This window comes from Exiguobacterium sp. s28, assembly GCF_018618135.1.
Classification (GTDB): domain Bacteria; phylum Bacillota; class Bacilli; order Exiguobacteriales; family Exiguobacteriaceae; genus Exiguobacterium; species Exiguobacterium mexicanum_A.
The window spans coordinates 21,989-34,446 of the sequence record NZ_JACSLL010000020.1; the positions used below are offsets into that span (position 1 = coordinate 21,989).

Annotated in this window: 10 protein-coding genes and 1 pseudogene; 3 read left to right on the forward strand and 8 right to left on the reverse strand. The window is 53.1% G+C overall.

The features are described 5' to 3' along the window. Window positions 1–6: 6 nt before the first annotated feature. The 4 genes from KNP78_RS14850 to KNP78_RS14865 form a co-directional block, all read right to left on the reverse strand. Window positions 7–1,182 carry a sensor histidine kinase gene (locus tag KNP78_RS14850; protein WP_034779158.1) on the reverse strand — a complete coding sequence of 392 codons (1,176 nt, stop codon included), beginning with the start codon at window positions 1,180–1,182 and terminating at the stop codon, window positions 7–9. A gap of 204 nt (window positions 1,183–1,386) precedes the next feature. Next, window positions 1,387–2,103 (reverse strand): peptidoglycan DD-metalloendopeptidase family protein, encoded by a 717-nt coding sequence (locus tag KNP78_RS14855; protein ID WP_029594720.1) that lies wholly within the window; start codon window positions 2,101–2,103, stop codon window positions 1,387–1,389. Between the two features lie 435 nt (window positions 2,104–2,538). Then, window positions 2,539–3,120: a YdhK family protein gene (locus KNP78_RS14860; RefSeq protein WP_029594721.1), complete on the reverse strand. Its 582-nt coding sequence runs from the start codon at window positions 3,118–3,120 to the stop codon at window positions 2,539–2,541. 26 nt (window positions 3,121–3,146) lie between these two features. After that, window positions 3,147–4,646 carry a multicopper oxidase family protein gene (locus KNP78_RS14865; protein WP_084592870.1) on the reverse strand — a complete coding sequence of 500 codons (1,500 nt, stop codon included), beginning with the start codon at window positions 4,644–4,646 and terminating at the stop codon, window positions 3,147–3,149. A gap of 283 nt (window positions 4,647–4,929) precedes the next feature. Between KNP78_RS14865 and KNP78_RS14870 the strand changes: the two are divergent. Both KNP78_RS14870 and KNP78_RS14875 read left to right on the forward strand, forming a co-directional pair. Then, window positions 4,930–6,786: pseudogene (locus KNP78_RS14870) on the forward strand (heavy metal translocating P-type ATPase). Between the two features lie 59 nt (window positions 6,787–6,845). After that, window positions 6,846–7,802 (forward strand): F510_1955 family glycosylhydrolase, encoded by a 957-nt coding sequence (locus tag KNP78_RS14875; protein ID WP_214708527.1) that lies wholly within the window; start codon window positions 6,846–6,848, stop codon window positions 7,800–7,802. Between the two features lie 37 nt (window positions 7,803–7,839). Here the strand turns inward: KNP78_RS14875 and KNP78_RS14880 are convergent, their stop codons facing one another. From KNP78_RS14880 to KNP78_RS14890, 3 genes are read right to left on the reverse strand one after another with little or no spacing between them, the layout of a single operon-like run. Next, window positions 7,840–9,234, reverse strand: a complete 1,395-nt coding sequence (locus KNP78_RS14880) for a sensor histidine kinase (protein ID WP_214825271.1) — start codon at window positions 9,232–9,234, stop codon at window positions 7,840–7,842. Continuing rightward, the gene (locus tag KNP78_RS14885) at window positions 9,231–9,908 is read right to left on the reverse strand and encodes a response regulator transcription factor (RefSeq protein ID WP_138858806.1); all 678 of its coding nucleotides are present in this window, start codon (window positions 9,906–9,908) and stop codon (window positions 9,231–9,233) included. Before KNP78_RS14885 ends, KNP78_RS14880 begins: the two co-directional genes overlap by 4 nt. 54 nt (window positions 9,909–9,962) lie before the next feature. After that, complete coding sequence (locus KNP78_RS14890; RefSeq protein ID WP_214825274.1) at window positions 9,963–11,411, reverse strand: UDP-N-acetylmuramoyl-L-alanyl-D-glutamate--2,6-diaminopimelate ligase; 1,449 nt, start codon at window positions 11,409–11,411, stop codon at window positions 9,963–9,965. A gap of 175 nt (window positions 11,412–11,586) precedes the next feature. Between KNP78_RS14890 and KNP78_RS14895 the strand changes: the two genes are divergently transcribed. Then, window positions 11,587–12,090 carry a DUF305 domain-containing protein gene (locus KNP78_RS14895; protein WP_052090174.1) on the forward strand — a complete coding sequence of 168 codons (504 nt, stop codon included), beginning with the start codon at window positions 11,587–11,589 and terminating at the stop codon, window positions 12,088–12,090. Between the two features lie 13 nt (window positions 12,091–12,103). On the opposite strand, the gene KNP78_RS14900 is transcribed toward KNP78_RS14895, so the two are convergent. Continuing rightward, the gene (locus KNP78_RS14900; protein ID WP_214825277.1) at window positions 12,104–12,307 is read right to left on the reverse strand and encodes a hypothetical protein; all 204 of its coding nucleotides are present in this window, start codon (window positions 12,305–12,307) and stop codon (window positions 12,104–12,106) included. Window positions 12,308–12,458: the final 151 nt, after the last annotated feature.

Below are 12,458 nucleotides of genomic sequence, written 5' to 3' on the forward strand. Positions count from 1 at the left end.
CCCTTTTTAGTCGGTTGTCTCTTGTTCCGTGAGTAGCGTCGTACTCGTTGTGCTGTGGGAATACAGATAGATGGAGAACGTCGTCCCTTCTCCGTACACCGAGTCGGCGTGAATGCCCCAGCCGTGTGCCTCGGCGATCCGTTTGCAGATGCGGAGGCCGAGCCCGGTCCCTTTGATCGGACGGTGGGCGTCCGAGTCGACTCGGTAGTATTCGTCGAACACGTACGGGATGGCATCGCTCGGGATGCCGATCCCCGTGTCCCGTACCGACAGGACGTACGTGTCGCCCTCGGTCGTCATCTCGACATAGACCGTGCCGCCGTCCGGAGAGTACTTAATGGCGTTGCCAATCAAGTTGTGAAGCAACTGCAACAGTTTTTCCTCGTCGGCCTCGATCGTCACGTCGTCGGCTGACAAGATAACGTCGTGCTGGGGAGAAGTCGCCTTGTAGTGGGCGACGACGTCCTCTAGCACCGGTCGCAAGGCGAACGTCGACATCGATAACAGTTCTTCGGAATAGTTCACCCGCTGATAGTCGAGGAAGTTGTCCACGAGGCGCTCGAGCCGCTCGGCTTCCCGTTTGACGAGCGTCAACATCCCGTGCGTCTTGTCGTTATCGCTATGCTGGTACATGAGCAGTTCGGCATAGCCGTTAATGGCTGTGAGCGGCGAGCGGAACTCGTGGGACAGCTCGGCGAGGAAAGCATCCTTCTGCTCCTCGAACCGAATGGCGTCGGTGACGTCCCGCCACATGATGAACACGCCACGCGGGGTGTGCGTGAAGTTCGAAATGAGTTGCATCGTCCGCTCGCCGATGCGGAGCGACTTCGCATCCATGCTCGGGCAACAGCCGAACCGGTTCGTCAACAGCTCGTCCCAAAACAGCGTCACGTCGGTCATATCGGCCCCGTTCCGCTCGAACGTCTCATAAAAGAAACGGGTCATATCGTCCATGCTTGGAAAGCGACGGGTCTCCATCGATGGACAGATGACGCGGAGCTGTTCATTCGAATACAGATGGTTCCGTGTGAAGTCGATATAGCAGACGGCGTCCTGCACCTCTTCGACGAGCGAGGCGATCGGGAAGGCGTGAGGGGAGCGGGCGCGCTTCGTCACGACGGATCGACTGCTCGCGGACCGTCCATGATTTCGCCGTGCCGGATAAAATGACTTTCGATTCATGAGAGAACCTCCTTTCCATCAAAGGTTATATTATGAAAGTAAGTAAGTGCGTAGCATTCCCATTCATTATACGATATTCCGGCTTAATTCCCTATACCACCCATGGGCCTAGCTAAAAACCGGTCATGATCGGGACACTTGGACGATTCGGTCTCGATTCTAGGAAAAAACGCCTCCCTCGAGGATGCGAGGAAGGCGTCAGGCTTAGAAGAACGTGTATGGGTTGACGCTATTGGCAGCCGTTGAGCTGCTATAGACGTATTTGTTTTTATGGACCTCGAAGTGGAGATGGTTCCCGAACGAGTTGCCGGTGTTGCCGACCGTACCGATTTTCCCACCCTTGGCGACCTTCTGTCCTTTGACGACGTTCAAGCGGTCCAAGTGGGCGTAGACGGTCGTATAGGCTTGACCGTTGATCGTGTGTGAAACCATGACGTGGTTGCCGTAGGCGCCGTAGTTCCGGGCGACGATGACTTGGCCGTATGCTGCCGACTGAACCGTCGTGCCTTTGGCGGCCGCCAAATCGATGCCGTTATGGAACGTGTAGCCATATTTTCCGCTCGCCGGGCCGTACCCTTGCGTCAACGTACCTTTTGTCGGCATGAGGAGCTTGCCCGCTGTCGCCGTTTGGAGTGATGTGCTGCTATATTTTTTTACATATGTACTCGAGACGTATTTTGTACTGCCGTTATAATTGATTTTCGTCCATGAACCGGTCGCGCCGAGATAGGTGAACGTTTGGCCGAGTTTGGCACTGCCGACTTTTTGGTAAGACGTCGATGGGCCGCTCCGCACGTTCAGGACATTCGTCGTGACTTTGACTTTATACGATGTAGCTGCCTCTACCGGTGTCGAAGCGGGAAGTGTCAAGCCGGAAACAAGAAGGGCGCCTAATGTAATCGTCATCAGTTGTTTTTTCATAGTATGGTAAATCCTTTCAATTATGTAACAATGCGACAGAACAATGATAATTACCTTACAAAAAAATTTTACCATCAAAAAATAGATTCTAATATGTCATTTATATTTCAAAAAAGTATAATCGTTATGAAAACGACAGTGTAGGGGGAAAAGTCGAGTTATACCAACGTAATTGAGACATACAACGTTTTGTTGGTAAAAGAATATATGCCTAATATTCAAAAAAACTCCGATTTCTCATAGTTTAGCTTTTGAAAAACAGGGTAATTTTAATTAGTTTGGCCTAAATAAAAAAGACCGATGAGAATCAGCCGCTTTTGTCAGTCCTTTCCTTGAAGTGCTTCCTCTATACATAAGAAAAACCGAGGCATGCTCCCCGGTTTAGCGTGTCTGCCCTTACGGAGAAGGCGTATCACGTTCAGATGAATATTTCGATTATGGTGCCGACAGTTCTTCCTCGGTGACCCATTTATGATTGGTCACTTCTTCACCTGATTCTAACGTGAAGTCGACCATATAGACGGTCGTCTTTTCAGCCGAATCGACGGTTGCCGTCGTGCCGCCCATTCCTTCCATATGTTCAGCCTCGACATCGATCTCATCGCCGACCTCATATGGTTCGGTCGTGGCGTTTTTGACTTCTTCATGGATAATCCATTTATGGTCTTCGATACGTTCACCCCCATGCGTCGGATCATACGAGATGCTGTATACGACCGTGTCGTAAGCACCGACAATCGTCGCTTCGGCTCCTTCCATACCTGGCATATGGGCTTCTGTGATGATGGCCGTGTCACCGACCGCGAACGTCGGGTTCTCCGCTGACTTCAAGCCTTCGGGGACGTCACCAGACCCGGACATATCCATTCCTGAATGGTCGTTTCCGTCCATCGTCTCTTCCATCTGGTCATTCATGTTCGTGTCATTGTTCGTCGTTTCATCTTCGCCGCAAGCAACGAGCAAACCGCTCAGTGAGAGTGCCATCGTCATCATTCCAAGTTTTTTGTTTATCTTCATTCCTATTCCCTCCAATTAACGTGTGATTAGTTTACTTTCAACTGTCCCATCATCCCGTTTTCTTCATGTTCCAGGATGTGGCAGTGATACATGAACGTCCCTGTCTCCCGAAACGTCATTTCAATTTTTACTTTTTCGCCCGGTGCGACAGCGACCGTATCTTTCCAACCGCGTTCGTTGTCAGGCGGGGGTTGGCCGTCCCGTTCAAGTATCCGGAATTGGACGCCGTGGACGTGGAACGGGTGGGTCATCCCGCCCATCATGTCTTCTCGATTATAAATTTCCCATATCTCGGTCGAACCTTGTTGGACATTGATGTCGATTCGATCGGGATCGAATTGTTTGCCGTCAATCGACACCATGTTGCCCATCCCGAACAACGTGAGGCGTCGGTCGGCAACGCTTGATTCGTTAGACGCAGACGTTCCGTCAAAGGCATCGCTCCATTCGCCGTCTTGATCGACCTCGTCACGCACCGTGAACGTCGTGAACGGAATCCCATCCGCTTGAAGAGCGAGATCGTCTCCGAGCGACAAGTCTGAGAAGTCGATTAATATCTCGGCACGTTCGCTAGGTGTGAGCGTCAACGTTTTGAGTGGTACGGGTTTGTCGAGCAACCCGCCGTCGGTCGCGATTTGAGTGAATGACGATCCGTTCGATAATGAGAAGTCGATGTTCCGAGCGTTAGAGCCGTTAACGAGACGGACGCGTAACGTGTTCGTGGTCACGTCGAACGTCGTATTGATGGCACCGTTCGCAATCAACGTATCGCCGACCGTCCCATCGACGTTCATCTGGCGATCGTAATCGAGTTGTCCGTCGTCTGTGAAGAGACGGTCTTGGACGATGAGCGGAATGTCATCGACACCGTACTCGTTTGGCAACCCGTTCTCCGCTTGGTCCGTTACGTACAAGAGTCCGGCCAGACCAAGGTATACTTGTTCGGCCGTTGCGCCCATCGGATGCGGATGGAACCAAAGCGTGCCCGGTTCTTGGTCAATCTCGAGACGAACTTGTTTTTGCTCACCGGGGCCAATCAGTTGGTGCGGTCCGCCGTCTTCTTCTCCAGGGATGACGAGACCGTGCCAATGGAAAGAGGTCGGTTCGGCGAGCTGATTGATCGTGTCGATATACACGGTCTTCCCAGCTGGCAACTCAATCATTGGGCCGAGTAAAGTCCCGTTATAGCCAAGCGTCTCGGTGTTGACGCCTTCGTCGAAGAAGCGATGCTCGCCACGTTCAGTGCGGACCGTATAATAAAGCGCCTCGTCTGTGACGCGGTCAGGTTGTAGCCGTTTCGGAATCGGAAGCGGTTGAGCTGGTTCGTCGGAGGTGATGAGGTCAATCGTGTTCCCACGTCCCATCCCACCATTGCCGTGCATCATGCCGCCATTGTCCCGATCTCCCATGAATGATCCGTTTCCCATCATCCAGCCTCCAGGAGCGAACGTGAACAACAGGAGGAGCAGTCCAATCACGATACTTACGATAACCATCCCGATAATCCATTTCATGACGCGGTTCATAAGGCATCATCCTTTCTAGTTAAAGCGAGAACCTATTTAGTTATACCAACAACTTATGAAATTTTTGTTAAACGGGAAATTTAGTTTTTATATACTGCATAGGGGTATATGGTATACATAGGAGGTGGTCAACGTGGAACATTCACACCACGCGTCATCTCATCATGAACACGGAGAAGCGCATGACTCGCACGCCGGCGGACATGAAGGGATGATTGAAGAGTATAAGCGTCGATTTTTCGTCTCGTTAGGACTGACGATTCCAATCCTCATCTTGTCGGACATGATTCAAGAGTGGGCCGGTTTCGAACTTACGTTTACTTATGAAAAGCAGACGCTATTCGTGTTGGCGACGATCGTGTACGTCTATGGAGGGTGGCCGTTTTTGAAAGGGAGCATCGACGAATTGCGTCAACGAAACCCGGGGATGATGATGCTGATTGGACTGGCCATCAGCGTCGCGTACTTCTATAGTGTCGCTATCGTGTTCGGGTATGGGCATGGACATGACTTCTTTTGGGAGTTGGCGACGTTGATCGTGATCATGTTGCTCGGGCATTGGATTGAGATGCGCTCCATCATGGGTGCCTCGAACGCGTTGCAACAGCTCGTTCGTCTATTACCGAGTGTGGCGCACCGCATCAACGGGAGTGATATCGAAGACGTTCCCGTCTCGGCGCTCGCTGCGGGGGATTTGATTCTCGTCAAACCGGGCGAGCAGATCCCTGTCGACGGGGAACTGCTGAAAGGGCGGACGACGGTCGATGAGTAGATGTTGACCGGGGAGTCGATGCCCGTTGAGAAAGAAACGGGAGATGTCGTCATCGCCGGGTCAATCAACCAAGAAGGAAGTATGACGATTTCAACGACGAGCACGGGAGAGAGCACATACTTGTCGAAAGTCATCGACTTGGTCAAAGAAGCACAGGAGTCCAAATCAAAAACGCAAAATCTGGCCAATCGGGCCGCCAAGCTTTTGTTCTATGTCGCCGTCGGGGCGGGGGTGCTGACGTTCGTCATTTGGCTCGCTCTCGGCTACTCGGTCAGTATGGCCGTCGAGCGAATGGTCACCGTCATGGTCATCTCATGTCCGCATGCGCTCGGCCTTGCGTCCCCGCTTGTCGTGGCGGTCTCGACGTCGCTATCCGCGAAACGAGGGCTGTTGATTCGGAACCGGACCCAGTTCGAGGAGGCACGTCATCTCGATGCGGTCATCTTCGATAAGACGGGCACACTGACGCAAGGTGATTTTGGGGTGACGGACATTGAAGCCGCATCCTCGTATACGAACGATGAAGTGTTGCGTCTGGCTGCCGCCGTCGAGACGGCCTCGCAACATCCGCTCGCACGAGGGATTCTTCGCGAAGCGGAAGAGCGAGGTTTGACGTTACCTGAGGTCGTCGATTTCGCCTCCATCACGGGCGTCGGTCTAGAAGGTCGCGTGAATGGGGCACACGTTCAAGTCGTCAGTCCTCGTTTTATTCGCGAGCACGAGCTATCGATCGATGAAACGGCATTTGATCAGTTATCGGCCGCCGGGAAGACCGTCGTCTTCACGATTCGCGACGGGGAATTGGTCGGCATGATCGCCTTGGCGGACATGGTTCGCGATGAGGCGAAAGAGACGGTCCGAGCGTTGAGAGAGCGCGGTGTCCGCTCGATTATGCTCACCGGGGATAACCGGAAAGTGGCGAACTGGGTCGCCTCGCAACTTCACATCGATGAAGTGTACGCAGAAGTGCTACCGGATGATAAATCACGGCAAGTCCAAACCGTCCAAGCCGATGGCAGCAAAGTGGCGATGGTCGGGGACGGCATCAACGACGCACCGGCCTTGGCCCAAGCGGATGTCGGAATCGCCATCGGGAGCGGGACCGACGTCGCCGTCGAGACGGCCGATATCGTTCTTGTCCGGAGCAGCCCGAAAGACGTGCTGTCGATTCTCGACTTGTCTCGCAACACGTACAACAAGATGATTCAGAATCTCTGGTGGGCCGCCGGCTACAACATCGTCGCCATCCCGCTCGCAGCGGGTGTGCTGGCACCGCTCGGCATTCTTTTGTCACCGGCCGTCGGTGCCGTGCTCATGAGCCTCAGTACGGTCATCGTCGCGCTCAATGCCCGGACGCTCAAACTTTAACAATTCTTTCATCTTTAGTCTCTATAATGAGTAGGATGCTAAAAATGGAGGGAACTAGAATGAAACGAAAGCTATTCGTACCGATGTTCGTGACGACCGTATTACTTGCCTCGTGCGGTGCGGATCCGACAGAGAATCAGACCACTGCACCGGTTGTTGAGAAAGAGAAATCGACAACCGAACAGACGACAGACCACTGGACAGCGACAAAAACCGGCACCGCGGTCTCCCATATTCACGGTGCCGGTTTTTGGCAAGACGGACGCCCGGTCATCGCGACGCATACGGGACTGATGGAATTCAGGGAAGACGGCTGGTACGAGTTGTCGTCGAACCGGCATGACTATATGGGCTTTGAGCTCGTCGCGGACGGCTTTTACGCGAGCGGTCACCCGGCGCAGGATTCGCCGTATAAGAATCCGCTCGGCGTCGTCCGTGGAACCGAGAAAGGCGAGACGCTCGAAATTCGTTCGCTAGAGGGCGAGGCCGATTTTCACTATATGAGTGCGGGCTTCGAATCCGAGAGCCTTTACGTGTATTTAGAACAAGCGACAAAAGAGCTCGCGCCAGGTTTTTATCGTTCGCTCGACGGCGGTGTCTCGTTTGAGCCGATGAAGATGGACGGGATCGAAGGTCGTGGCATCGCCGGTATCACGGCCGATGCGAGCGAACCGAAACGCGTCTTCGTCTATGGCCCAGATGGCATCCTCGTTTCAGATGACGGGGGAGATACGTTCGAGCCGTTCCTGGAACAGAAGAATATCGTCACGATGGCATCGACGAAAGGGAAATTGGCGTCAATCACGAAAGACGGTGCCTCGTTCGATCTTGTGGTCTCGGATTTGACCGACGAGACGGAGACGACCGTTGAGCTGCCCTCGCTGAACGCGGACAGCGTCCCGATCGAACTGGTCAGCCAAAACGGGCGATTGTTGCTAGCGACATCGGATAACAGTGTGTACGTCTTTGAAGACGAGGAATGGACGCAACTGTTGCAAGCAGGGAAAGTGAAATGAAAAAAATCCGGCGCCTGAGCTCAGGTGCCGGATTTTTTTAGTGGGGCGGAAGAGTGATGGTGAACATCGTCCCAGATGAATCAGAGGCGACGGTCAACGTACCATCATGCAACCGGATGATTTGATGGGCGATGGCAAGCCCGAGTCCACTGCCACCCGTACGACGGGAACGTGATTTTTCGACCCGGTACAGGCGATCGAAGATGTGAGGCAGATCTTCTTGAGGGATACCTTTCCCATCGTCTTGAATCGTGAAGTGAAGTGCTTCATCCGTAAGTTGCATATCGAATCGGACGTGGCGTGCCTCGCTATGTTGAATCGCGTTGTGGGCGATGGAGCGGAACACTTGTAAGATGCGATGTCGATCTAACTGTAAGACGACGTCCTTGGAGGAGCAATCGGTGCTACTAGCAAACGCGATCGGTGTCACTCGGAACATCGTGGTGAGCACGCGTTGCAAATCGTCGCAGAGCGCATCGACGGCCACGGGTTCGCGATGCAACGTGAACGTGTTCTCGTCCAACTGGGCGAGCTGGAACGCGTTCTCGACGAGCTCGGTCAACGCTTGGCTCTCTTCGAGAATCGTCTGAATCGACTGTTCTTTTAACCACTCTGGCGTCTGCGGTTTGGATGCGATTTCGGCATATCCTTGCAGATACGTGAGCGGCGTTTTAATCTCGTGGGCGAGGTCCGACAAGAACTGATTTCGTTCTTTCCGGAGACGATCCAGTTCAAGCGACATCGCTTCAATTGAACGGGCCAACTCGCCGATCTCATCTTCTCGAGACGTCGGCAGGGTCAACGTTTCGGGATTCGTCAAGACATCCCCGGTCGCTCGGCGCAACAGCTGAATCGGGTTTGAAATCAACCGGCTCAGCAAGACGAACGTCATGATGGTGATGACGAGGGCGATGCCGGTGATATAAAGAAACCGGAGTTGGAGCCGATGGCTGATGCCATGAATGATCTCGGTCGGTAGAAACATATACACATACCCGTAACGGGTGGCATTTTCCATCGCATCAATCGGGGTCCGTACTGCGAGATACGGTTCGTTCTCCCAATCGTCTTCGAGGATGGTCGTCACATCGGCATCCCCTCGGTCCGCTTCCGTTTGGACGAGCACCGAGAGCGGGTCGGGGAAGCGGTTGGATGTCTGTAGAATCGAGTGGTCGGGAGCGGTGATGGCGACTTTCGTATCGGTCTCGCTCTCCATCGTCGCGACGTGGCCAATCGTCTCTTCATCAAAACTCATCGCCAGTACGCTCGCATGGCTTTCCGCTCTCGATTCGAGCCGGTCGATTTCTTCGACAACACGTTCACCGAGGAGCGTATGGTAGAGCAATAAGAACAAGACACCTTCAATCAATAACGTCGTCAATAAAAAAATCAGACTGATTCGGAACGGGAGGCTATTGCGTCGGAATGTCATGAGTCCGACCGCTCCTCGGTCCAGCGATAGCCGCGTCCCCACACCGTCTTCAAATAATCGTCAATCGGGAAGCCGGCCTCGCCGAGTTTGTCGCGAATCATACGGATATGGGCGTCGACCGTGCGCGGGTCCGATTCGGACGAATAAGGCCATACCAAGTCATATAAATCCATCCGGTTGTACAACCGGTTCGGATGTTGCAGAAACAACTTTAAAATGGCCGTCGCTTTCGGCGTCATGACGACTTCTTGTTCTTGATACAGGATGCGTCCGCTCGCTTCTTCATAGCGCAATTGTCCATAATTCACATTCGTGACGCGGCTCCGTCGTAACACTGCGCGAATCCGGGCCAACAACACGTTGCCTTCGAACGGTTTCGTGACATAGTCGTCAGCCCCGGCGTCCAATCCGCGGATCGTCGTCTCGCTATCCGAGCGGGCCGTCAATAAGACGACAGGTAGTTCGGCGTCGAGTGCTTTGATTTGGCGACACAACGTGATCCCGTCGACACCGGGCATCATGATATCCAACATGACCAAGTCCGGACGTTCAGATAGCAGCTCCATGGCTTCTCGTCCGTCCGCGGCCTCGATGCAAGTGTAGCCGTCCCCTTCGAGGAATAAGCGAAGGAGCCGTCTCATTTTTACTTCGTCATCGACAATCAAGATGTTCATCTGTTGTCCTCCTTTTGTTTTCGTCCATCGTTCCTACCAATTTCGAGAGTCGTGCTACGTTCTCCTTGTAAAGAACTGTCGGACAAGCTCCGATTCGTCGAACGGCACGAGGAGGTCTTCGATGCGCTCGACGTGGTCATGTCCTTTCCCGAACAGGACCCCACAGTCATAGTCTACCATCCGCTCACAGAAGAAACGGATGGCTTCTTCGCGCTTGTCGAAATGGGCGAGTTCGGCAGACTGTCCATCCGCTAAATCGTCGAGGATTTGCTGGGGATTTTCATGGCGCGGGTCATGGACGGTCAAGATGAAGTCGGCGCCTGAAACAGCGACCACGTCGGTCATCATCCGACGTTTCATCCGGTCTCGCTCACCGGCGGCGCTGAGTAACACGAGCACACGAGAATGACGGGCCGTTAGCGATGTCACGACTTTTTTTATGGCATCCGGAGTATGTCCGTAGTCGATATAGACGGGTGTCGTGATGCCTGACACTTTCTCGAGTCGCCCGCTCGGCAAGGTTAAGTTCGAGAGGTGAGGGACAATCTCTTTTAAAGAGACACCCGTTTGAAGGACGATACTGATCGCACATAACGTGTTGTCGAGGTTATAGTCTTCTAGGAACGGGGGCGCAGACAACGCCGTCTCTCCGTCCATACGAACGATAAAACGGTCAGCTTCCGTCTGACCGGTTAAATCGGCTACAGACGAATGACGGCTGAACCTGAACCGCCTCGCGTGAGGTGGTGCGACGGACCGCATGAGCTCATGATACGGGTCGTCACCATTGACGATGCCGCAACCCACATCCGATAATTGCGCGAACAATTGGGCTTTCGTGTACGCATACGTCTCCATCGTGCCGTGGTAATCCAAATGGTCGTGCGACAGATTGAGAAACGAGGTCGTCTCGAATGACAAGTTCGCGATACGTCTCTCCGCGATGGATTGGGAAGATACCTCGATCAGACAATCCGTCACGCCGGCCTCGATCATGGTGTGGAGGTGGCGGTGGATGGTTAGCGAATCGGGTGTCGTGTTCGGTGTCTCGAACGTCTGACCGGAATAGGTGATACCGAGTGTGCCAATCAAGCCGGCGGATATGCCGAGTTGGTCGAACAGTTGATGTGCCAGGGCGGTCGTCGTCGTTTTTCCGTTCGTCCCGGTGACGCCATGAAGACGGAGTCGCGTCGATGGATGGTCATAGAACGCACTGGCGAGTTCAGCTAATGCATGTTTCGTATCTTTACAGTAGATGACAGGCACCCGGGCCTCGATCGGACGTTCGGCGATGATGGCCACGGCCCCGTTGTGGATTGCCTCGTTCACGTAGTCATGACCGTCACGTCGATACCCTGATATACAGACGAATAAAAAATTTTGTTTAATTTCTTTGGAGGAGAAGGAAATGCCTTCAATCATCGTTTCGGCAGGATTGTCTAAATACGTCCATGTCACAAGCTGTTTCAGCTCTGTCAACAGGTCTTGCAGGTTTTTTAACACGTCTTGATGTCTCCTTTGTCGGCAAAGTCCATTTTGACAGTATAGCCCCTGTTTGTGAAAAAGAAGTGAAATGGTAGGAACGCTCGCTCGACTAGATGAATCATGGGGTTTTAACGAAAAAAGAATAGGCAAAGGAATACGTAGAAGCAAATAAATAGAAAGGCAGGAGAGAACAATGAAACCTTATGCGAAATTCGGAGTGATGATTCTTGTGTCGACGTTCCTCATGTACTGGCTCATGTATTTGAACGTGTTCCAACTCGACCACATCTTCTTCAGTCAGACGCGTCTGTATATGGCGCTCATCATGGGCTCGGTCATGGCGTTCGTCATGCTGCTGTTCATGTGGGGCATGTACAAGAACAAGAAGCTGAACGCCGTCATCTTAGGCGTGAGTGCGCTCGTCTTCGGCTTGTCGTTATGGCTCGTCCGGAGCCAGACGACGGTCGATGACGTCAGTTGGATGCGAGCGATGATTCCGCACCACTCCATCGCCATTTTGACGAGCGAACGAGCGGAGATTGAAGACCCGCGCGTGAAACAGTTGTCAGAAGAGATCATCAAAGCGCAAGAACGAGAAATTGCCGAGATGAAGCGATTGATCGAAGAGCTAGAACAAGAAGAAGAGGAAGCGAAAGCGGCTGAAGAAGCCGAAGCGCAAACAAAAGCGGCCGAATGATCGGCCGCTTTTGTCATGTGTCGGTAGGGAGTTGTGTCTCAATCAAGTCGACGGCAATCGTCAACGCCTGAATGCGACGTTTGGCGAGCGTCAGTTGCGCCTTGTAACGGGCGGGTTCGTCTTTCGCTTCGAGCGTTTTCACCGTCTCGTTCAGTTTGTGGAGGATTGAATCGATTTGTCGTTTCGCTTCGGTTAATTCAAGTGTGGAATATTGCATGAGTCCTCCTAAAGCGTTTTCCTCCAGTATACATAAGAAAAAAACCGAGGCGAGCGCCTCGGTTCAGACTGTAGACAAAACATTGTCTGCAGTCTTTTTTATTTGCCCGACCGGGCACAGCTCGCTTTTCTGGGGGCAAGCAGGGAGCCGC